This window comes from Streptomyces sp. NPDC041200 (assembly GCF_055591805.1).
Genome location: NZ_JBVIZF010000063.1, coordinates 1 through 21,003 on the forward strand (window position 1 = coordinate 1; position 21,003 = coordinate 21,003).

General features: G+C 71.4%; 20 protein-coding genes and 2 pseudogenes. 12 read left to right on the top strand and 10 right to left on the bottom strand.

Features of this window, described 5'->3' with window-relative positions:
• Positions 1-756, bottom strand: a pseudogene (locus ACZ6CL_RS41010) (spermidine synthase); the annotation flags it as partial.
• Between the two features lie 223 nt (positions 757-979).
• Between ACZ6CL_RS41010 and ACZ6CL_RS41015 the strand changes: the two are divergent.
• Positions 980-1,303 (top strand): plasmid stabilization protein, encoded by a 324-nt coding sequence (locus ACZ6CL_RS41015; RefSeq protein WP_468946201.1) that lies wholly within the window; start codon positions 980-982, stop codon positions 1,301-1,303.
• Positions 1,304-1,348: 45 nt separating this feature from the next.
• Here ACZ6CL_RS41015 and ACZ6CL_RS41020 read toward each other — a convergent pair whose 3' ends face one another.
• Both ACZ6CL_RS41020 and ACZ6CL_RS41025 read right to left on the bottom strand, forming a co-directional pair.
• Positions 1,349-2,128: an SDR family oxidoreductase gene (locus ACZ6CL_RS41020; protein ID WP_468946204.1), complete on the bottom strand. Its 780-nt coding sequence runs from the start codon at positions 2,126-2,128 to the stop codon at positions 1,349-1,351.
• 107 nt (positions 2,129-2,235) lie between these two features.
• Positions 2,236-3,240, bottom strand: a complete 1,005-nt coding sequence (locus ACZ6CL_RS41025; protein WP_468946206.1) for a 1-aminocyclopropane-1-carboxylate deaminase — start codon at positions 3,238-3,240, stop codon at positions 2,236-2,238.
• A gap of 226 nt (positions 3,241-3,466) precedes the next feature.
• Between ACZ6CL_RS41025 and ACZ6CL_RS41030 the strand changes: the two genes are divergently transcribed.
• The 3 genes from ACZ6CL_RS41030 to ACZ6CL_RS41040 all read left to right on the top strand — a co-directional run bounded on the left by ACZ6CL_RS41030 (position 3,467) and on the right by ACZ6CL_RS41040 (position 6,462).
• Positions 3,467-4,465 carry a dihydroxyacetone kinase subunit DhaK gene (locus ACZ6CL_RS41030; RefSeq protein WP_468946209.1) on the top strand — a complete coding sequence of 333 codons (999 nt, stop codon included), beginning with the start codon at positions 3,467-3,469 and terminating at the stop codon, positions 4,463-4,465.
• 55 nt (positions 4,466-4,520) lie between these two features.
• Positions 4,521-5,231 carry a dihydroxyacetone kinase subunit DhaL gene (gene dhaL, locus ACZ6CL_RS41035; RefSeq protein ID WP_468946211.1) on the top strand — a complete coding sequence of 237 codons (711 nt, stop codon included), beginning with the start codon at positions 4,521-4,523 and terminating at the stop codon, positions 5,229-5,231.
• A 160-nt stretch (positions 5,232-5,391) separates the two neighbouring features.
• Positions 5,392-6,462, top strand: coding sequence for an acyltransferase family protein (locus tag ACZ6CL_RS41040; RefSeq protein WP_468946214.1), 1,071 nt, complete (start codon positions 5,392-5,394; stop codon positions 6,460-6,462).
• 6 nt (positions 6,463-6,468) lie between these two features.
• Here the strand turns inward: ACZ6CL_RS41040 and ACZ6CL_RS41045 are convergent, their stop codons facing one another.
• Positions 6,469-6,837: a hypothetical protein gene (locus tag ACZ6CL_RS41045; RefSeq protein ID WP_468946217.1), complete on the bottom strand. Its 369-nt coding sequence runs from the start codon at positions 6,835-6,837 to the stop codon at positions 6,469-6,471.
• Positions 6,838-6,920: 83 nt separating this feature from the next.
• Positions 6,921-7,169 (bottom strand): hypothetical protein, encoded by a 249-nt coding sequence (locus ACZ6CL_RS41050; RefSeq protein ID WP_468946218.1) that lies wholly within the window; start codon positions 7,167-7,169, stop codon positions 6,921-6,923.
• A gap of 267 nt (positions 7,170-7,436) precedes the next feature.
• On the opposite strand from ACZ6CL_RS41050, the gene ACZ6CL_RS41055 reads away from it, so the two are divergent.
• Entirely contained in the window at positions 7,437-8,591 is a 1,155-nt protein-coding gene (locus ACZ6CL_RS41055; protein ID WP_468946220.1) for a S1 family peptidase, read from the top strand.
• Positions 8,592-8,733: 142 nt separating this feature from the next.
• Here the strand turns inward: ACZ6CL_RS41055 and ACZ6CL_RS41060 are convergent, their stop codons facing one another.
• The 4 genes from ACZ6CL_RS41060 to ACZ6CL_RS41075 are packed head-to-tail and all read right to left on the bottom strand — an operon-like array spanning position 8,734 to position 13,493.
• The gene (locus ACZ6CL_RS41060) at positions 8,734-10,833 is read right to left on the bottom strand and encodes a xanthine dehydrogenase family protein molybdopterin-binding subunit (RefSeq protein WP_468946221.1); all 2,100 of its coding nucleotides are present in this window, start codon (positions 10,831-10,833) and stop codon (positions 8,734-8,736) included.
• The gene (locus tag ACZ6CL_RS41065; protein WP_468946224.1) at positions 10,830-11,825 is read right to left on the bottom strand and encodes an FAD binding domain-containing protein; all 996 of its coding nucleotides are present in this window, start codon (positions 11,823-11,825) and stop codon (positions 10,830-10,832) included. The genes ACZ6CL_RS41060 and ACZ6CL_RS41065 overlap by 4 nt, the downstream gene beginning before the upstream one ends.
• Positions 11,822-12,400: a 2Fe-2S iron-sulfur cluster-binding protein gene (locus tag ACZ6CL_RS41070; RefSeq protein ID WP_468946225.1), complete on the bottom strand. Its 579-nt coding sequence runs from the start codon at positions 12,398-12,400 to the stop codon at positions 11,822-11,824. Before ACZ6CL_RS41070 ends, ACZ6CL_RS41065 begins: the two co-directional genes overlap by 4 nt.
• A 37-nt stretch (positions 12,401-12,437) precedes the next feature.
• A complete protein-coding gene (locus ACZ6CL_RS41075) occupies positions 12,438-13,493 on the bottom strand; it encodes an NAD(+)/NADH kinase (RefSeq protein WP_468946227.1) in 1,056 nt (351 codons plus the stop codon).
• Positions 13,494-13,795: 302 nt separating this feature from the next.
• On the opposite strand from ACZ6CL_RS41075, the gene ACZ6CL_RS41080 reads away from it, so the two are divergent.
• Together ACZ6CL_RS41080 and ACZ6CL_RS41085 are read left to right on the top strand one after the other, a co-directional pair.
• Positions 13,796-15,130 (top strand): radical SAM protein, encoded by a 1,335-nt coding sequence (locus tag ACZ6CL_RS41080; protein WP_468946230.1) that lies wholly within the window; start codon positions 13,796-13,798, stop codon positions 15,128-15,130.
• Complete coding sequence (locus ACZ6CL_RS41085; RefSeq protein ID WP_468946233.1) at positions 15,127-15,639, top strand: GNAT family N-acetyltransferase; 513 nt, start codon at positions 15,127-15,129, stop codon at positions 15,637-15,639. The genes ACZ6CL_RS41080 and ACZ6CL_RS41085 overlap by 4 nt, the downstream gene beginning before the upstream one ends.
• 21 nt (positions 15,640-15,660) lie before the next feature.
• Here the strand turns inward: ACZ6CL_RS41085 and ACZ6CL_RS41090 are convergent, their stop codons facing one another.
• Positions 15,661-17,544: an APC family permease gene (locus ACZ6CL_RS41090; protein WP_468946243.1), complete on the bottom strand. Its 1,884-nt coding sequence runs from the start codon at positions 17,542-17,544 to the stop codon at positions 15,661-15,663.
• Between the two features lie 245 nt (positions 17,545-17,789).
• On the opposite strand from ACZ6CL_RS41090, the gene ACZ6CL_RS41095 reads away from it, so the two are divergent.
• From ACZ6CL_RS41095 to ACZ6CL_RS41115, 5 genes and pseudogenes are all read left to right on the top strand, one after another.
• Positions 17,790-18,407: a hypothetical protein gene (locus tag ACZ6CL_RS41095; RefSeq protein ID WP_468946235.1), complete on the top strand. Its 618-nt coding sequence runs from the start codon at positions 17,790-17,792 to the stop codon at positions 18,405-18,407.
• Positions 18,408-18,578: 171 nt separating this feature from the next.
• Positions 18,579-19,616 (top strand): cation diffusion facilitator family transporter, encoded by a 1,038-nt coding sequence (locus tag ACZ6CL_RS41100; protein WP_468946237.1) that lies wholly within the window; start codon positions 18,579-18,581, stop codon positions 19,614-19,616.
• 75 nt (positions 19,617-19,691) lie between these two features.
• Complete coding sequence (locus ACZ6CL_RS41105) at positions 19,692-19,928, top strand: hypothetical protein (protein WP_468946239.1); 237 nt, start codon at positions 19,692-19,694, stop codon at positions 19,926-19,928.
• 100 nt (positions 19,929-20,028) lie between these two features.
• Positions 20,029-20,577 (top strand): cysteine hydrolase family protein, encoded by a 549-nt coding sequence (locus ACZ6CL_RS41110; RefSeq protein ID WP_468946241.1) that lies wholly within the window; start codon positions 20,029-20,031, stop codon positions 20,575-20,577.
• Positions 20,578-20,677: 100 nt separating this feature from the next.
• A pseudogene (locus ACZ6CL_RS41115) lies at positions 20,678-21,003 on the top strand (glycoside hydrolase family 2 TIM barrel-domain containing protein); the annotation flags it as partial.

Consider the following 21,003-nt stretch of genomic DNA (forward strand, 5'->3'; position numbering starts at 1 on the left):
GTAGGGCTGCTCATACGGTGAACCGGGCTTCGTCAGCGCCTTCAGCGGGGCGATGGACTGATGCGGAACACCGTTGGCGGCGATGTTGTAGTCCCGGGCGGACGAGGACGACTTCTTGACCTCGATCTTGTAGTACGGCGACCAGGAGATGCCGGTGGCCGCCGACTCCAGCGCCAGCACCGCCACCATCACGGCCAGCGGAATCGTGGACCGGATGATGTTGCGCCGTCCGACCAGCACCAGCATCGCCAGCGCCGCGAGCACACCCCACACCACCGACGGGGCGCGCAGCCAGGACAGCAGCGCGAAGGACACCGAGCCGGTGAGGGAGCCGAGCAGGTCGAAGCGGTACGCCTCCAGTGACGGCAGCTGCCGGAACTGGTCGGCCGTCATCTTGCCGATCGCCATCATGATGAGCGCGGTCAGCCCGAACAGCACGGGCAGGGTGACCCACTGCGGCAGACCGGTGGTCTTCACGGCGGTGAAGTAGATGACCTCGCCGCTGCTCTGCCGCACCTGGACCGGAAACTCCCGGACCAGGACGACGAGGACGGCCAGCGGGAGGGGCGCCCAGCGGGTGAGCCACTGCCCGCGGCCGGCGGGGAGGAGGAATCCGAGGCCGATTCCGAGGAACGAGCCCAGGAGGATGAAGTTCGAGAAATAGCTCAGATGGACGATATTGGCGCCGGTCCACCGGATCAGCGCCAGCTCGACGAAGAGCATGGTGGCGCTGGCCAGCAGCAGCCTCGCGCGCACGTTTTGCGGTCCAGGGCTGTGCTCCATGTCGGCCCACGCTGTCATCAGAGGCGGGGCAGGTCGAGCACCAGCAGGGCGGTCCGACCGCCCCCGGAGCACATCTCACCTGATGGGCCCAATCGCTCGCACCGGGTGGCCGCAGCGCTGTTGCGAGCCGGGTGTCCGGAGCGAAAATGGTGGTGCTTGTCTCCGTTGTGCTGGTCTCTGGAGAAAGGTGCACACCATGCCCAGGGGATCGAGCTCGAAGCGAGAGAGACAGTACGAACACATCAAGGACAGTGCGAAGGAGCGCGGCGCGAGCGAGCGCCGGGCCAAGGAGATGGCCGCCCGGACGGTGAACAAGGAGCGCGCCCGCTCCGGCGAGGCCAGGACGGCGAGCCGTGTCTCCACCGAGGACATGTCGTCTTCGCGGCGTGGCGGCAAGCGGTCGCACAGCGGGTCGCAGGGCCCCACGCGGGACCAGCTGTACGCCGAGGCCAAGCGCCGGAACATCGAGGGCCGGTCCCAGATGAACAAGTCCCAGCTGAAGAAGGCCCTGGGGAAGTAGGCCCCGGGGAAGTAGGCACACCCAGGAACACTGGCCCCCGCGGGGTCAGTGTTCCTGGGCCGTGGGGCGCACCAGGATCTCGTTGACGGCGGCGTGCGCGGGCTGGGTCACCATGAAGCCGATGCAGCGGGCGATGTCCTCGGCGTGCAGCCAGTCCTGCCGTGGCATCCCGGCGGCGACGGTCCCGGTCGCGGGGTTGTCGGTCATCTCCGTGGTGGTCATGCCGGGCTCGATCAGACCCACGCGTACGGCGCGCCCGGTCACCTCCTGGCGCAGCGCCTCGCTGAACGCGCCGACCGCGTGCTTGGTCGCCGAGTAGATGCTGTTGCGCGGCCGCGCGACCCGGCCCGCGACCGAGCTGAGGGTCACCAGGTCGGCGACCCCGCGCGGGCCGTCCGCCGCCGCGCGCAGCAGATGCGGCAGCGCCTGCTGTGAGGTGTGCAGGACGGCCTTGAGGTTGAGGTCGACCATGCGCTCCCAGTTCTCGGGATCGCCCTCCTCGACGCCCGCGACCGCCACGTAGCCCACGCTGTTCACCAGCACGTCCAGCCGCCCGAACCGCTCGGCCGCCTCGTCGACGCAGTTCCGCGCCTGGGCCGCGTCCCGCAGGTCGGCGGTCAGCGGCACACAGGCGCGGCCCAGGTCCCGGATGCCGGAGGCCAGCTCTTCCAGCCGGTCGGTACGGCGGGCGACCAGCGCGACTTTGGCCCCCTGGCGGGCCAGGGAACGCGCGGTGGCCGCCCCGATCCCGCTGGACGCGCCGGTCACCAGCGCCACGCATCCGGCAAGCGGCGCGCCGCCGTCACCGGTGTCCGGGTCCGTCACCTGTGCTCCCTGGTCCGCGAGTGGTCCAAGGGCTCGGGTACCCGCTCGGCGGCCGATGATCGCCCGCCCGCCGCTCCCGTACCTCCTTTGGCGGCCTCTGGCGGCCTCTAGAAGGCGCCGCTGTACGCGTTCAGGGCGGGCTGGCCGCCGAGGTGCGCGTACAGCACCGTGGAGTCCTTGGGGATGTCGCCGTTCCGTACGAGGTCGATGAGCCCGGCCATGGACTTGCCCTCGTAGACCGGGTCGAGGATCACGCCCTCCAGGCTGCCGGTGAGGCGGATGGCGTCGAGGGTGGAGGCCACCGGGACGCCGTAGGCGTCGCCCGCCCAGCCCTCCAGCACGGTGATCTCCTCGTCGTGCAGCGCCCGGCCGAGGCCGGTCAGCTCGGCGGTGTTCCGCGCGATCTTCTCCACCTGGGCCCGGGTCTCGGCCGCCTTCGCGGAGCCGTCGATGCCCAGCACCCGGCGGGGGCGGTCCTGGCCCGCGAACCCCGCGATCATCCCGGCCTGGGTGGAGCCGGTGACGCTGCACACCACGATGGTGTCGAAGAAGACGCCCAGCTCGCGTTCCTGCCGCTCGACCTCGTACGCCCAGTTGGCGAAGCCCAGCCCGCCCAGTGGGTGGTCGGAGGCACCGGCCGGGATCGGGTACGGCGTACCGCCCGCGGCGTGCACCTCGTCCAGGGCGCGGGTCCAGCTGTCCTTGAACCCGATGCCGAACCCGGCGTCGACCAGGCGGACGTCCGCCCCCATGACGCGGGACAGCAGGATGTTGCCGACCTTGTCGTTGACCGCGTCGGGCCAGTCCACCCAGCTCTCCTGCACCAGGACGGCCTTCAGCCCCAGCCGGGCCGCCACGGCGGCGACCTGGCGGGTGTGGTTGGACTGCACCCCGCCGATGCTCACCAGCGTGTCGGCGCCCTGCCGCAGCGCGTCGGGGACCAGGTATTCGAGCTTGCGGGTCTTGTTGCCTCCATAGGCCAGTCCGCTGTTGCAGTCCTCGCGCTTGGCCCAGATGCGGGGCCCGCCGAGATGGTCGCTGAGCCGGTCGAGGGGGTGGACGGGGCTGGGGCCGAAGAGCAGGGGGTGGCGGTCGAAGTCGTCGAGGGACATGACGGGCTCCTTGGTGCCGGTGTGACGTGTGCGCCGCGATGTGTGCGCCGTGGTGTGTTCGCCGTGGTGTGTTCGCCGTGGTCAGTGAGGAGCCCTACCCCGTCGCACGACCGGCCTATGCCTGTAGGCCGTTGGAGTCGGTTCGGCGCGCCCGGCCCACCGATCGCGGCGGACCATCGAAGCCAGTGCCCCTGTCCGTCCCACTCCCTCCAGGGAAGCCACGACCATGCCGCTGTATTTCGCTGACTCGTCGGAATCACTGGTTCCCGACGCGCACGCCGGGTTCGCCACCGCTCACGCCGCCCTCGTCGAGCACCATCCCGGTCACGGGTACTTCCGGTCCCGTGTCACCTCGCCCGCCCGCCGGGTCGCTCTGGTCTCCGGCGGCGGGTCCGGCCATGAACCGCTGCACGCCGGGTTCGTCGGCACCGGGATGCTGGACGCCGCCTGCCCCGGCCGGATCTTCGCCTCGCCGCACAACCGGCAGATCTTCGAGGCCAGCCGCGCCGTGGCCGGGAACGACGGCGTACTGCACCTGGTCAAGAACTACACCGGCGACCGCATCAACTTCGGCATCGCCGCCGAACGCCTCCACCACGAGGGCATCCGCTGCGAGCGGGTGCTGATCGACGACGACCTGGCCACCGACTCCGACGAGATCGCCGTCGGCCGGCGCGGCACCGGCGCCACCCTGATCGTGGAGAAGATCCTCGGCGCCGCCGCCGACGAAGGGCGCGGTCTGGACGACCTCGTGGCGCTCGGCGTCGATCTGACCCGCCGCTCCCGCAGCCTCGCCGTCGCGTCCGCCGCGCACACCACCCCCGCCTCCGGATCCCCGGCCTTCGACCTGCCCGAGGACGTGCTGGAGTTCGGCGTCGGCATCCACGGTGAGCGCGCCGACAAGACCGTGCCGCACGCGCCGCTCAGCAAGCTGGTCGAGACCATGGCGGACCGGCTGCTGGCCGCCCTCCCCCACGGCCCGCGGCCCCGGGTGCTCGCGCTGGTCAACGGTCTGGGGTCGGTCACGTCCCTGGAGCTGTACGGGATCCACCACATCCTCGCCAAGGCCCTCGACGCCCGGGGCACCGCCCTCGACCGGTCCCTGACCGGCACCTTCGTCAGCGCCCTCGACATGCGGGGCTTCTCGCTGTCCCTGCTCGCCACGGACGACGAGGTGCTACGGCTGTGGGACGCCCCCGCCCGCACCGCGGCCTGGCCCCTGTGACCACGACCGCCGGCCCCCGAAGCCGGTTTCCGAAGCCCCAAGGAGCCCCGCGCCCATGACCACGAACCCCGCCCCGCGCTCCCTGACCCGCGCCACCGTCACCGCCTGGCTGATGCGCTTCGCCGCCACCGTACGAGCCGTCGAGCCCGAGCTGACCGCCCTCGACCAGCAGGCGGGAGACGGTGACTTCGGCGCCAACCTCGCCACCGGGATGGACGGGGTGCGCCGCGCCCTGGAAAGTCTGTCCGCCACCCCGGCGGTCGGCGAGGACACCGCGGAGGCGCCGCTCGCCGCCGCCGCCCGGGTCTTCCTCGATGAGGTCGGCGGCACCAGCGGCCCGTTGTTCGGCCTGCTCTTCCAGGAGTTGGCCGACGCGGTCGCCGAGGCCGCCCCCACCCCGCCCGGCACCGGTGAGCTGGCCGCCGGGATCGCCGCCGGGACGGCCGCGATCCAGCGGGTCGGCGAGGCCGAGGTCGGCGACAAGACCATGGTCGACGCGCTCCTCCCGGCCGCGAAGGCGCTCGCCGACTGCCCGCCGACCGCCGAGCCCGCCCGCTCGCTGCGGCTCGCGGCGGTGGCTGCCCACCGCGGTGCCCGGGCCACCGCCTACCTGCGCGCCCGGCGCGGGCGGGCCAGCTACACCGGCGACCACGCGGTCGGCGTCCCCGACCCGGGCGCCCTGGCCGTGGCGCTGCTGTTCGCCTCCGCCGACGGCGAACTCACCACCGTAAGCAGACTTCCCGAGCATCGGGGTGCCGAATACTGATCCTTTAGTGATGTTCCTCGAATTCGGACAGTTGCGCGCATGACGGGTGTCATTTGCCACTAGCGTGGACAGTCATGAGCGGGGCCACGTCGGGCAGGCGAAACAGGAAACCTCGCTGGCTCGACCGGGAGAAGTAGTGCATCAAGACACCCCCACCCGTGTGACAACGCCGCAGTCCACCGCGGAGCGACCGGCACGGGGTGAGGGCGCGGCCCAGGGCAAGGCCCGCGACGCGTACTTCGACAACGCGAAGTACCTCACCATCGTGCTGGTGGCCTGTGGCCACGCATGGGAACCACTGACGTACGGCAGCCGGGCCTCCATGGCCATCTACCTTCTGGTGTACGCGTTCCACATGCCCGCCTTCGCGCTGATATCGGGCTACTTCTCGCGCAGCTTCGACATGGCCCCCAAGCGGCTGCAGCGCCTGGTGACCGGTGTGGTCGTGCCGTACGTCGTCTTCGAGGTGCTGTACACCCTCTTCTCCCGCTGGGCCCAGGACAACCCGGACGAGCCGTTCAGCCTGCTCGACCCGTGGTACGTGATGTGGTTCCTGGTCGCGCTGTTCATCTGGCGGATCACCACCCCGCTGTGGCTGGCGCTGCGCTATCCGGTGCCGATCGCGCTGGCCGTGGCCGCGCTCGGCTCGCTGTCACCGGAGACCGGTGGCGATCTCTCGCTCCAGCGGACCCTGGCGTTCCTGCCGTTCTTCGTGCTCGGGCTCACCCTCCGCCCGGAGCACTTCGCCTGGCTGCGCACCTGGCGGGCGCGGTGGATCGCGCTGCCGGTCGGGCTCGTGGCGCTGGTCACGGCGTACGTGGTGGCCCCGTGGTTCAACTCTGAGTGGTTCTACCACCGCAAGAGCGTGGCGGCCCTGGACGGCGTACCGGAGTGGGCCGGACTGCTGTCCACCCCCCTCCTCTTCGTCGGCGCGCTGGTGCTGACGGCCTGCTTCCTGGCCTGGGTGCCGGGGCGGCGCACCTGGTTCACGGCGCTCGGCGCGGGGACGATGTACGGCTATCTGCTGCACGGCTTCATCATCAAGGCGTCCCGCTTCGGCGGGTGGTACGAGCACTCCTGGCTGCACACCCCGCTGGGCGAGGTGGCGGTGACCGCCGCGGCCGTCACCATGATCACGGTGCTGTGCACGGCTCCGGTGCGGCGGGTCCTCCGCGGAGTGGTGGAACCACGCATGGAGTGGGCGTTCTCGCGCGCTGGGGACAAGAAGTAGCGCGCCTCAGCGGCTCTCAAGACGCAGGCGCAGTTCCCGCTCCTGGTCCCCGGCCATCCGGCCCTCGTCCCGTACGACGAAGGCGGTGGCCAGCACCTCGCGCAGCTGCTCCACCTGGCGGGGGCCGCCCTGCAGATCGGCGGTGAGGGGCGCTCCCAGGGGCGTGGGCGCGGGCTCCTGCCGCGCACCGGACACCTCGAACGTCACGCTCCATACCGTGGGGTGTCCCTCGGCCTCTTCCCGTGGCGGGGTGTCGGAGTTCGGGGCGGCGGGGTAGCAGGCGTGGAGCACGCCGAACACGGCGTCGGCGTCCTCCTTGGAGTGTCCGCTGAGGGCCACCACGACCTGTGTGGCGGGCCCGTCCAAGCTGGCCATCGTGAACACCGTCCTCATCAGCGGGGTCATCGGTCTACCGGCCGGGTACCCGGCCGTGCCGGGTCAATCGTCATCCAGGGGCGTCATCCGGAGGGCTCGTCGGGCACCGGCTGCTCGGGGTGCACCCCTCCGCTGTGCGGCTTTCCGCGCCGACGGGTGCCGGGTTCGTCCAGGTCGGGGACGTCTTCCGGGCGGTGGGGCGGGGCGGCCTGCGGTGTGTCGGTGTCGATGTCCAGGGGGTCCGGGCCGCCCTGCGCCTGCTGGTCGGGCAGGTCCCTGGGGATGGCGGGGCCGTTCTCTCCGGGGGCTTCCGGTCGCTTGTCGTCCGTCACGATGCGCTCCTCACTCGTCGGCGGTTCCATGGGCGTCCCGTAGCCGGTCCCCATGGGCAATCCCGTGGGCGGCAAAGGGATACAGGACGGCCGGTACCCCGCACACGGACACCAATGCAGGTGTTTCCGCTCAACATCTCCGGTGTGAGGCCCGTCACCGTGCGGCCGCGAAATTGGTCTGAACACATCCAGCGGCCCATGCGTATCAACTGCCGTAGCGAACCCGTCCCCGCGTACGACCCCGTGCGCCCCACAGGAGGTCATAAGTTGAGCCGGAGTCACAAGCGCGCCCCCAAGACAAAGATCATCATTGGGGCTGCCGCGGCCGCCGCCGTCGTGGGTGCCGCCATTGTGCTGCCCAACGCCAATGCCTCTCAGGACAAGAAGTCCGAGGCCATCGATGCCAAGCCCAAGGCGTTCAACTCCGAGTCCGCCTCGGACGTGATCTCGCAGCTCGCGTCGAGCCTGGGCGAGGCGTTCGGCGGTGGCTGGTACGACAAGGAGCAGCAGCAGGTCATCGTCAATGTCATCGGCGACAACAACAACGTCGAGGTCGCCGCGGTCCAGAGCGCCGGGGCCGTCGCCAAGGAAGCCAAGAACAGCATGAAGTCGCTGAAGGCCGCCGAGGCGACGCTCAAGAAGAAGGCCACCATGGCGGGCACCGCCTGGGCCATCAACCCCAAGACCAACAAGCTCCAGGTCACGGCGGACAGCACCGTCAAGGGCGCGAAGTGGGACACCCTTGAGTCCACCGTCAAGTCGCTGGGCGCGGACATGGCCGACGTCAAGCGGTCCAAGGGCACGTTCAAGACCTTCGCCGAGGGCGGTGACGCCATCTTCGGCGGCGGTTCGCGCTGCTCGCTCGGGTTCAACGTCACCACCGACAGCGGCGACCCCGGCTTCCTGACCGCCGGACACTGCGGTGTCGCGGCCGAGGCGTGGTCGGAGACCCAGGACGGCGCCCCGGTCGCCACGATCCAGGACGCCACCTTCCCGGGCACCGGTGACTTCGCGCTCGCCACGTACGACGACGCCGCCACCGAGGCCCCGAGCACGGTGAACACCGGCGGTGGCAACACGGTGAACATCACCGAGGCCGCCGAGGCGTCCGTGGGCCAGGAGGTGCAGCGCATGGGCTCCACCACCGGGCTGAACGGCGGCTCGGTCACCGGTCTCAACGCGACCGTCAACTACGCGGAGGGCTCGGTCAGCGGGCTCATCCAGACCGACGTCTGCGCCGAGCCCGGCGACAGCGGCGGCTCCCTCTTCACCGAGGACGGCGCGGCCATCGGCCTGACCTCCGGCGGCAGCGGCGACTGCACCTCGGGCGGTGAGACGTTCTTCCAGCCGGTGACCACCGCGCTGGAGGCGGTCGGCGCCACCATCGGCGACGGCGGTGCCGGTGGCGGTGCCGCCCAGTAAGACGGTGCCGCCCCGCGGCTGACCGTCACGCCCCGGGTGTCCCGCGCCGTTACCGCGGGACACCCGGGCGGGGCCTTTCAACACGGTTGACCGAAAAGCCTCGTTCAGTGTGCCACGTCATGCGCCAGGTCAGGGCGTCAGGTCAGCGTGTCAGGCCGGTGCGCACCCGCTCCAGCGTGATCGGCAGGTCGCGCACCCGCACCCCCGTCGCATGATGGACGGCGTTGGCGATGGCCGCGGCCGTCCCGACGATGCCCAGCTCCCCGACTCCCTTGGCGCCGATCGGGCTGAGCTGGTCGTCCTCCTCCTCGATCCAGTGCGCCTCGACATCACGCACATCGGCGTGTGCCGCCACGTGATAAGTGGCGAGGTCGTGGTTGGCGAAGTCACCGAAGTTGGGGTCGAGTTCGAGGTTCTCGTACAGCGCCGCCGACAGCCCCATGCACATGCCGCCGCGCAGCTGCGAGCGGGCCGTACGGGCGTTGATGACGCGCCCGGCGGCGAACATCCCCAGCAGCCGGTCGACCCGTACCTGCCCGGTGTCCGCGTCCACCCGCACCTCCGCGAACTGGGCGCCGTAGGCGTGGCGCGAGAGGTCCTTCCGCGCCCGGACGTCCTCGGTGGTGTCCGCGTGCGCCTCCAGTCCGCCGGGCGGGACCTGGCCCGACACCTCACCGAGCCGCTTGGCCAGCGCCCGGCACACCTTGCTCACCGCCCACCCCCATGAGCTGGTGCCCATGGAGCCACCGGCGAAGGGGGCCAGACCGTAGACGCTGCGGCCGATGTCCAGGGTGACCCGGTCCAGCGCCACGCCGAGTTCGTCCGCGGCCACCTGCGTCAGCGCGGTACGGGCCCCGGTGCCGATGTCGACGGCGGCGATCCGTACGGTGAAGCGCCCGTCGGGCTCCGCGCGGGCGGTCGCGGTGGCGGGGAAGGTGAAAGCGGGGTAGTTGCCCGCCGCCACGCCGGTACCCACCAGCCACCGTCCCTCACGGCGGCGGCCGGGGCGGGGGTCGCGCCTTGCCCAGCCGAACCGGGCCGCGCCCTCGCGCAGACAGGCGACCAGATTGCGGCTGCTGAAGGCGTTCCCCGTCTCGGGGTCCACGGACGGTTCGTTGACCACCCTCAGCTCGATGGGGTCCATGTCCAGCGCGTACGCCAGCTCGTCCATCGCGCTCTCCAGCGCGAACATCCCCGGGGCCTCGCCCGGCGCCCGCATCCACGACGGCGTGGGCACGTCGAGCTGCGCCAGGCGATGGATGGTGCGGCGGTGGGGCGCCGCGTACATCATGCGGGTGGCGACGACGGTCTGCTCGCAGTACGGGGCGAGCCGGGAGCTCTGCTGGAGCGCGTTGTGCGAGATCGCGGTGAGCTTGCCGTCGCGCTCGGCGCCCAGCCGGACCCGCTGCACGGTGGGGGTCCGGTACGAGACCATCGTGAACATCTGCTGCCGGGTCGCCGCCACCTTCACCGGGCGGCCGACGGCGCGCGCGGCCAGCGCGGCGAGCACGGTGGGCGGGCGGGGCAGCGCCTTGGACCCGAAGCCACCGCCCACATGGTCCGCCACGATCCGTACGGCGCCCTCGGGGAGCCCGAACAGGGTGGCGAGCGTGCCCGCCGTCACCCAGGGCCCCTGGTCGCCGTTGTAGAGGGTCAGCGTGTCGCCGTCCCAGACCGCGATGGCGGCGTGCGGCTCCATCGCGCTGGTGTGCTCGGGCGGTGTGGTGTACGTGGCGTCGATGGTGACCGGCGCCGTGGCCAGGGCGGTGTCCACGTCGCCCTTCTCCGTCCGGCCCGGGTAACCGGCGTTGACCGTTTCGGGGACGAAGATGTCCGGATCGCCGTCGCGCAGTCCGACGTCGTACGCCTCCTCCTCGTAGACGACACGTACCGCGTCCGCGGCCTGACGCGCCGTCTCATAGGTGTCCGCGACCACGGCCGCCACGATCTGCCCGCGGTAGGCGATGTCGGTGGACTGGAGGACCAGCAACTCCGGGTCGTCGGTCGGGTGCAGCCGCGGCACACCGCCGCTGTCCAGCACGGCCACGACCCCGGGGAGGGCCAGTGCGGCGCCCGCGTCGACGGAGCGCACCCGGCCGCGGGCGATGGTGGACTGCACCGCCACGCCGTACAGGGCGTCCGGCACGGGGTACTCGTACGCGTAGAGCGCGGTGCCGGTGACCTTCTCGCGCCCCTCGATCCGGGTCACCGCGGCGCCCACGGTCCGTTCCAGTGTGGTCATCGCCCCTCCCCCTCCACGAGGTCGCGCACGGTGGCCGTGATGAGGTCCACGGCGAGGCCGACCTTGAAGGCGTTGTGCGGCAGCGGGCGTGCCGTGGTGAACTCGGCCAGGGCGGCGGTCCGCAGCGCGTCCTCGGTCGGCCGCTGCCCGGTCAGCAGCTGTTCGGCCTTGTGCGCGCGCCACGGCTTGGGGGCCACCCCGCCGAGCGCGAGCCGGATCTCCCGCAGCGCTCCCCCGCCGTCGGTGGCGGCCACGGCGGCGAGCGACACCACGGCGAACGCGTAGGACCAGCGGTCGCGCACCTTGCGGTAGCGCATAGCGGCGGGTGGCGGCGGGGGCAGCTCGACGCCGGTGATGAGGTCGCCGGGCCGCAGCACCGTCTCCCGGTGCGGGGTGTCGCCGGGCAGCAGATAGAAGTCGGCGAGCGGCACGGTGCGCGGGCTGCCGTCGAGGCGCCGCAGGTGGACGACGGCGTCGAGCGCGGCCATCGCCACCGCCATGTCGGAGGGGTTGGTGGCCACGCAGGAGTCGGAGGTGCCGATCACGGCGAGGTCGCGGTGGCTGCCCTGGATGGCCGAACACCCCGTGCCCGGGGAGCGCTTGTTGCAGGGCTTGGTGACGTCCTGGAAGTACACGCAGCGGGTGCGCTGCAGCAGATTGCCACCGGTGGTCGCGCGGGTCCGCAGCTGCCCGGAGGCCCCGGCCAGCAGCGCCTGTGCGAGGGCCGGGAAGCGCTCGCGGATGCTGCGGTCGCCGGAGAGTTCGCTGCCCGGCACCAGCGCCCCGATGAGCACCCCGCCGTCCGCGCGGTGCTCGACGCGGTCGTACGGCAGTCCGGTGATGTCGACGACCATGGCGGGCTCGGTGACGCCGAGCTTCATCAGGTCGACCAAGTTGGTGCCGCCGGCCAGGTACACCGCCTCGGCGGAGTCCGCGACGAGGGAGGCGGCGGCCTCGGGGCGGGTGGCGCGCTCGTAGGCGAAGGGCTTCATCGCACACCGCCCCGGACCGGCGCGCCCTGGCCGTTTGACCCGGCGGCCTCGCGGATGGCGTCCACGATGCCCCGGTAGGCGCCGCAGCGGCACAGGTTGCCGCTCATCCGCTCCCGGATCTCGTCGTCGTCCAGGGTGTCGGGCGCACGGACACCGGCGGCCACGTCCTCGGTGGCGTGGCTGGGCCAGCCGCGGGACGCCTCGGCGAGCGCGCCGATGGCCGAACAGATCTGGCCCGGGGTGCAGTAGCCGCACTGGAAACCGTCGTGTTCCAGGAACGCCCGCTGGAGCGGGTGCAGATCGTCCGTGGCGCTGAGGTCCGCGACCCCCTCGATGGTGGTGATGTCGTGGCCGGCCGCGGTCACGGCGAACACCAGGCAGCTGTTCACCCGTTCGCCGTCGATCAGGACAGTGCAGGCGCCGCACTGGCCGTGGTCGCAGCCCTTCTTGGTGCCGGTCAGCGCGAGGTGTTCGCGCAGGGCGTCCAGCAGGGTCACGCGATTGTCGAGGGTGAGGGGCCGGTCGGCGCCGTTGACACGCAGCGTGAGATCGGTGTGAAACCTCTGAGCTGTCACGCCCTCAGCGTGGCACCGGGTTCGAGGCCCCGCATCTTCAGCGCGCCTCCGGTGGCGGGGGCAGCCGCAGGTGGGCGAGGTCGTCTGGGACCGGGCTGCGGGGCCGGTAGAACGGCGGGGCCTGGTCGGCGGCGGGCGAGTCGGCGAGCCGGAAGCGGTCGCGCAGCCGGTGGTAGAACTCGGTGGGCCGCAGCCGTACCAGCCGCAGCCGGGCCGGGGCCCGGTACGCCGCCACCCAGTCGCCCGGCTCCAGCACCCCGCGCAGCTGCCCGTCGATGGACACGGCCACCCGCCCGGAGTGCGGCAGCACCCGGATGGCCACGGCCTCGTCCACTGCGGCCACCACGGTGCGGTCGAAGGCGATGTGCGGGGCGACGGGGGTGAAGACCACCGCGTCCAGGTGCGGGGAGATGACCGGGCCGCCCGCGGCGAAGCTGTAGGCGGTGGAGCCGGTGGGGGTGGCCACGATGATGGCGTCGGCCGAGTACGAGGCGAGCAACTGCCCGGCCACATAGACCGCGAGTCCGGCCTGGCGGTCGCGGGCCAGTTTCTCGAACACGACGTCGTTGAGGGCGGTGACATCCAGCGCGACGCCCCAGCCGACCTCCTCGGGGCTGCCGGGCCGGACCTTCGGCGCGGGCAGCACCGGCCCGCGTCCGTACCGCAGCAGCGCGTCCATCCCGGCGGGCATGTCCAGCGGCCGCGACGCCCGCAGCGTGAGCATCATGCGCTCCTCGACCGTGGTGCGGTCCGTCTGTACGGCGTCCAGGGCGTGCCGCAGGCCGTCGGGGGTGATCTCGGTGAGGAATCCCACCCGGCCCACGTTCACGCCCAGCGCGGCGGCTCCGTCGGTGGCGGCGATCCGGGCCCCGCGCAGGAACGTGCCGTCGCCGCCGAAGGTGACGATCAGATCGGGGTGCCCGGCCGCCGCGGACTCCTCCTGCGCGCTGCGCCGCGGATGATCCTCGCGCCATACGTCGATCTCGGTGCAGGACACGCCCCGCGCGGCGGCCCAGGAGTACGCCTCACGGGCCGCCGCGACGGCGGCGGGGCGGGCCCGGTGGACGACCAGGCCGAGCCGGTTGACAGGCATCCTCCTCCCCACCGTAGAGCGCCCCGGCGCGCGGCGCCCGGCAGCGGGCTGATCCAGGTGGCGCGGCCTGTTCTAGGGGGTGTCTTGTCGATCAGGCCGGATCAGCGGGCGGCGTCTGGTGCAGGGCACCTCCCAGCGGTAGCTGGGGGAGGCGCCGCGTGCGACGAGCGCCGGGGCGCGAGGTGCCGTGCCAGGCGCCGGGAGCCCGGCATGATCGGCAAGACACCCCCTAAGGTGGCGGGGACGGCGGAGCCGCGGGGGAGCCCGTCCGCGTCTCATCGAAGTCAGGGAGGGTGCAGCAGATGACGAGTCCGAACCGTACCGCGCTGGTCGAGGAGCTGATGGGGCGCTTCCCGCAGGTCCCGCCGGAGGCGGTGATCAAGGAGGACCTGCTGCGCGGCGGCATGGCCTTCGACGACTCCGCGCTCAGCGGCGGCGACGACGGGGACGTCAAGCCGAAGTCGTACTTCATCTTCTCCTTCGACCACCGCACCCTCCCGGAGCTGGGCGCGGCCGCGCTCAACCGGCCGCCGGAGGAGGTCGTGCTCACCGGCGGTCCGTACGGGCTGCGGCGCACGGTGGTGTCGGTGCGCGTCAACCCGGAATCGCCGTATGTGGTGCGGGCCGGTGAGGACGGGGCGCTGGGGCTGTACCTGGACGGGACCCGGATCGCGGACGTCGGGCTGCCTCCGATGCCGGACTACTACCGGCACACGCTGTCGAACGGCAAGTCGGTGATGGAGGTCGCCCCGACCATCCAGTGGGGCTACCTGGTCTATCTGACGGTGTTCCGGGTGTGCCAGTACTTCGGCGCCAAGGAGGAATGCCAGTACTGCGACATCAACCACAACTGGCGCCAGCACAAGGCGGCGGGCCGTCCGTACACCGGGGTCAAGCCGGTCGAGGAGGTGCTGGAGGCGCTGGACATCATCGACCGCCACGACACGGCCGGTGCTTCGAAGGCGTACACCCTCACCGGTGGCTCGATCACCTCGCACGTCGGTGGCCGTGACGAGGCCGACTTCTACGGCCACTACGCGAAGGCCATCGAGGAGCGCTTCCCGGGCCGGTGGATCGGCAAGGTGGTGGCTCAGGCGCTGCCGCGCGACGACGTCCAGCGGTTCCACGACTACGGCATCAGCATCTACCACCCCAACTTCGAGGTGTGGGACCGGCGGCTGTTCGAGCTGTACTGCCCGGGCAAGGAGCGCTACGTCGGCCGGGACGAGTGGCACCGGCGGATCCTGGACTCGACCGAGGTGTTCGGGGCCCGCAATGTGATCCCCAACTTCGTGGCGGGCGTGGAGATGGCCGAGCCGTTCGGCTTCACCAGCGTGGACGAGGCCATCGCCTCGACCGCCGAGGGGCTGCGGTTCTTCATGTCGAACGGCGTCGTGCCCCGGTTCACCACCTGGTGCCCGGAGCCGACCACGCCGCTCGGCAAGGCCAACCCGCAGGGCGCGCCGCTGGAGTACCACATCCGGCTGCTGGAGACCTACCGGGCGACGCTGGAGGAGTACGGCCTGACCTCGCCCCCGGGATACGGCCCGGCCGGGCCCGGGCGGGCCGTGTTCTCGGTCAGCTCGTTCATGGACAGCCTGTCGGCCGACGAGCCCGTGGCGGCGGCGTCGGAATGACGCGCTGGGCCGTGGTCATCCCCACCGCGCGGCTGGAGCTGCGGCCCCTGCGGGTCGAGCACGCGGCGGAGATGGCCGGGGTGCTGTCCGACCCCGGCCTGCACACCTTCACCGGTGGTGCCCCGCTGGACGCCACGGCCCTGCGCGCCCGTTACGAACGCCTGGTCGCGGGCTCGCCCGACCCCGAGGTGATCTGGTGCAACTGGGTCCTCCACGCCGCCGCCGAACGGCGCCTGGTGGGCACCGTCCAGGCGACCCTCAGCGGCCCCACGGCCACCCGCACGGGCGAAGTCGCCTGGGTGGTGGGCACGCCGTGGCAGGGGCGGGGCTACGCCACGGAGGCGGCCCGGGGCCTGGTGGGGTGGCTCACGGCCGGTTCCGTGTCCCAGGTCGTCGCGCATGTCCACCCCCGCCACCAGGCCTCGGCGGCCGTCGCCAGGGCCGCCGGGCTCGCGCCCACCGGGGAGCGCCAGGACGCCGAGGTCCGGTGGCGGGCCGACGTGGCGTGAGAGGACCGCGCGGGGTGGTGTTCAGCCGACGTGGATGTGGGGGCGGCGGTTGCGGTCCGGTTCGGCCTCGCGGAGCACTTCGCGGGTGACGGGGGCCACCTCGCCCTGGCCGAAGAGGAAGAAGCGGAGGAAATGGGCGAGGGGGTTGCCCTCGGTCCACTCGAAGTGGATGTGCGGCCGCTGACCGGCTTCGTCGCGCACCGCCAGCAGCATCGCGGCGAGTGCGTTGGCGACGGTGGCGCTCTCCATCGTGAGCACCCGGTAGCGGCCGTGCATCACCTTGCCGCACACCCGCAGCTCGCTCTCGAACTCGGACGGGTCGGCGACGGTGACCTCGACGAAGATGATGTCGTCCTCGGGCGGGATGTCGTTGTCGGCCCGGATCTCCTGCTCCTTGTCGCGGTATTCGGCCAGGTCACAGGCCTGCGGCTTATTGGCGATGAAGCGGATCGTGCGGTGAGCGGTGTCGCGGACGAAGCGCTGGGCCATGTTGTCGAAGGTGACGCTGGTGACCCGTAGCTCGAAGGCGCGGGCGGCCCGGGACAGCAGGGACACGGCCATGATGCCGCCGATGAAACAGGCACCGATCTTGACGCCGTCGGGCCGCTCGACGACGTTCGCGGCGGTGGTGTAGACGAAGACGAGCGCGATGGCGCCGAACCCGAGGGTCCAGCCGCGCTGTCCGGCGCGCCGCGCGGCGATGGTGACGGCGATGGCGGCGGAGGTGATGAGGACGAGGACACCGGTGGCGTACGCCCCGCCCTGGGCGTCCACATCGGCCTTGAACAGCCACGTCACCAGGAACGCGACGAGGGTGAAGACGAGCACCATAGGGCGCACCGCGCGCGCCCAGTGGGGTGCCATGCCGTAGCGCGGGAGGTAGCGGGGCATGAGGTTGAGCAGTCCGGCCATGGCGGAGGCGCCCGCGAACCAGAGGATGGCGATGGTGGCGGCGTCGTAGACGCTGCCGAAGGCGGAGCCCAGGTACTCGTGGGCGAGGTAGGCCAGGGCGCGGCCGTTGGCGGCGCCGCCCGGCTCGAACGCGTGCTGCGGGATCAGCAGGGTCGTGATCAGGCTGGAGGTGATCAGGAAGACGCTCATGATCAGCGCGGCGGTGGTGAGCAGCTTCCGGGCGCCCTGGATACGGCCGGTGGGGCGTTCCTCGGTGTCGCCGGGCTTGCCCTCGATGTGCGGCATGACGGCGACCCCGGTCTCGAACCCGGACAGTCCGAGGGCCAGCTTGGGGAAGATCACCAGGGAGACGGCGACCATGACCAGGGGGTTGCCGCGCTGGGCGGTGAGCGCGGTGGTCCAGTCGGTGATCACCTGCGGTGCGGTGAAGACGTGCCACAGCCCCACCGCCACCACGACGGCGTTGAGCAGCAGATAGGCGCCGACCAGAACGACGGCCAGTCCGATGGCCTCGGTGAAGCCCTTGAGGAAGACCGCGCCGAGCAGTCCGATGAGGACGAGGGTGACGGCCACCTCGTGGCCGTGCAGCGGATCGGCGAAGTGCGGGTTCTCCACCACATGGGCGGTGGCGTCGGCGGCCGAGAGGGTGATGGTGATCAGGAAGTCGGTGGCGGCGAAGCCGAGCAGGGTGAGGACGAAGAGCTTGCCCTTCCAGAAGGTCAGCAGCCGCTCCAGCATCGCGATCGAGCCCTGGCCGTGCGGGCTCTCGGCGGCCACCCGCCGGTACACCGGCAGCGCGCCCGCCAGGGTCACCACCACCAGCACGACCGTGGCCAGCGGGGAGAGCAGCCCGGCGGCCAGGGCGGCGATACCGGGCTGGTAGCCGAGGGTCGAGAAGTAGTCGAGACCCGTCAGACACATGACCCGCCACCACGGTCGGCCCCGGTCCGCGCTCTCCGGTTCGGCGTGCGGTCCGGGCTGCCGCTTGGCCATGTCCGTCAGGCCCTCCAGCAGCCATGCGCGCAGCCGGTCCCGCGGTCCGCCCCGCGGGGCGGAGAGGCCGTGAGGAGAGCCGGTCACGATGTGCTCCTGTCGGTGGCGGCGAAGAGTTTCAGCCATCGTGAGACTGCCTGGCCAGCGTATGCGCAGTGGCCCGAGCGCACCGGTCGGCCGCACCCGGCCGGAGGGCGGGGCTCATTCTCAGCGGACTCTCATTTTCGGCACCTACGGTCCGCCCCATGGACACCACCAAGACGGATCAACCGACCGACCGCACAGCGCAGCCCGCAGAAGCCGACAAAGCCACGGCGGAGGGTGTCCCGAACGCTGTTTCCGACACCAAGGAATCGCACACCGAGGCTCCCGCCGAGGAGCCTGCCGCGGACCGTACCGACGAGCCCGCGATCGTTCCGGCCGCCGCTCCGGCGGCCTCTGCCGGGGTGTTCTCCGGCGCCGCCGCGGTGGCTGCCGCGGGCCTGGGGCTCGCGTCGCTCACCGGCACCTGGCTCGGCACCATGCTGCAGGAGCGCGCGCAGCTGACCGGGCAGATCAAGGCCCAGTCCGGGTCCGCCGCCAACCAGATCGAGGCGGTCTACGGAACGCCGTGGCACACCACGGCCTTCCTCAACGGGCTGTTCGGCCTCGCGGCCGTGGTCATCGCCGCCGTGGTGCTGCTGCGGCAGCGCACCGCCGTGCCGGCCTCGGGAGCCACCCGCGCCACGTGGGTCTCGGCCGTAGCCTGGGGCGCGGTGGCGCTCGGCGTCATCGGCCTGCTGATCGCGGCCGTGATGGGGCTGGACGTGTTCACCCCGATGCCCAAGGTCCCGGCCAGCCCCGGTGGCGCGCCCACCGGCTGACCTGCGCCGGCCGACGACCGGACGGACGAGACGGCACGCCCCGAGGGAGTGGTTCTCCCCGGGGCGTGCCGCGCTCCGTCTGGACCCGGATACGGCGGATTCATGCGGTTAAGGCGTCCGCATCGGGACACCAGAGGGAGATACCGACGAGTCGACCTACGGAGTCCCACGATGAGCGAAACCGCGGCACGCCCCGGCCCCCGGTCCGGCGAGGACACCAGAACCGCGGTCACCGTGCTCGTCGCGCTCGGCGCCAACCTCGTCATCGCCGTCGCCAAGGCCATCGGCGGGGTCTTCACGGGCTCCCCCGCGCTGCTCTCCGAGGCCGCCCACTCGGTCGCCGACAGCCTCAACGAGGTGTTTCTGCTCGCCTCCCTCAAACGGAGCAAACGCGCCCCCGACGCCCGCCATCCCTTCGGTTACGGCAAGGAGCGCTACTTCTGGGCGCTGCTCGCGGCCGTCGGCATCTTCATCATGGGCGGCTGCTTCTCCTTCTTCCAGGGCGCCGAGGCGCTGCAATCAGGCAGCTCGGAGGGTCACACCGGCTATCTGGTCGGCCTCGCCGTGCTCGGGGTGGCCCTCCTCGCGGAGGGATCCTCGCTGGTCCGCGCCCTGATCCAGATCCGCGGCAAGGCCCGGAAGGCGGGTCACGGCATGCTCGCCGAGGTCCGCGCGGGGGACGATCCCACGCTGCGCACCGTGCTGGCCGAGGACTCCACCGCGTGCCTCGGCGTGGTGTTCGCCCTCCTCGGCATGTGGCTCCACATGCTCACCGGCGACGGGGTGTACGAGGCAGTGGCGTCGTTCCTGATCGGGGCGCTGCTCGTCTACGTGGCCTACCGGCTGGCCAAGGAGTCGCGGGGGCAGCTGATCGGTGAGGCGATCGCCCCGGTGCAGCGGCGGGAGATACGGCGCTTCCTCGACGAGCAGCCGGAGATCGACACGGTGACCACGCTGCTGACGATGCGCCTGGGCACCGATTCCACCCTGGTCGCGGCCCGGATCGACCTCATCGGCGGGCTGGACAGCGAGGAGGTCGAGGAGGTCCTGGTGCGGGTCAAGGCCAAGATGACGGGGGTCTGGCCGCACGCCGACCAGATCTTCCTGGACGTCACGGACGCGTCCGCCAGGGACCGCGCCCGGGCTCGCCGGGACCTCCAGGCGCTCGACCGGGCGGTGGTCGCCGACGCCGAGGACGGCAGCTCATGAGATTGGAGGTGCTTTTGATGGGTACTCGGGATCGGACCAGCCCGGAAAAGAGCTAACTGTTCGGAGGCAATACTCATGGGCTTGGGCGGTTGCATCCTCATGGTCGCGATCGGAGGCATCCTCACCTTCGCGACGGACTGGAACAGCAGTGGATTCAATGTGCATTTGGTGGGCCTGATCCTGATGGCCGTCGGCTTCATCGGCATGGCGGCGTACGTCAGTGTCTACAAGCGCCGCCGGGTGGTCCCGCCGACCGCCGCGACGCCTGTGGTCGAGGACCCCGACGCGCATCACCACCATCGGCACCTCTGAGGCCGAAATCTGACGCCGGATTCCCCCGCCATCACGAGGTGGCCCCCGCCACGGGTGGGGGCCACCTCTCCTTCTCCCCCGTAACCACTGGGGCACTGGCATGCACGACACCGCGCTCATCGTCATCGACATGATCAATACGTATGACCACGAGGACGCCGAGTTGCTGGTCCCCTCCGTCCGCGAGGTGCTGCCCGCAGTGCGGCGGCTGGTGACCGAGGCCCGGGAGACGGGGATCGAGGTCATCTACGTCAATGACAACTTCGGCCGCTGGCGCTCCCATCACGATGAACTCCTGGACACCGCGCTGCGGTCTCCGCACGCCGATCTGGTGGAGCCCATCAGGCCCGACGAGGACTCCCTCTTCGTCATCAAGGCCCGGCACTCGATCTTCTACCAGACGCCGCTGGAATATCTGCTGGGGCAGCACGGCATCAGCCGCATCATCCTGTGCGGTCAGGTCACCGAGCAGTGTGTGCTCTATTCCGCGCTCGACGCCCATATCCGCCATCTGACGGTGGCGGTGCCGTACGACGCGGTGGCGCACATCCACGGTGATCTGGCGGACGCGGCGCTGCGGATGATGGAGCGGAACATGAACGTCGAGGTCTGCCCGGCCGACGACGTCCGGCTGAGGCAGGGGCCTTGACATCAGCCTGTTCGAAACTGTCAGAATCTGTTCAGCCAATGGGAGTTGAGGCCCTTCGGCTCGCCCAAGAAGCAACATAATCGAAGAGAAGGGGATCGCCATGGCGGTCACTCGTAGATCGTTGCTGATCGCCGGCAGCGCCGCGCCCATGGCGGGGACGCTCGCCACCGGCATCCCCGCACAGGCGGCCACTCCGGCCGCAGCACCACCCCGGGCAACCGGCGGGCGGAGCATCCCGCTCGACGACGGCTGGCGGTTCACGCTCGTCACTCCGGACGGGAACGCCGACCCGGACGACGAGGGCTACGCGACCGCCCAGCGGCCCGGCTACGACGACTCGGCGTGGCGCGAGGTGGCTGTTCCGCACGACTGGAGCATCGAGCAGACCCCGACCACCGAGCACGGCACCACGGGCGGCACCGGTTT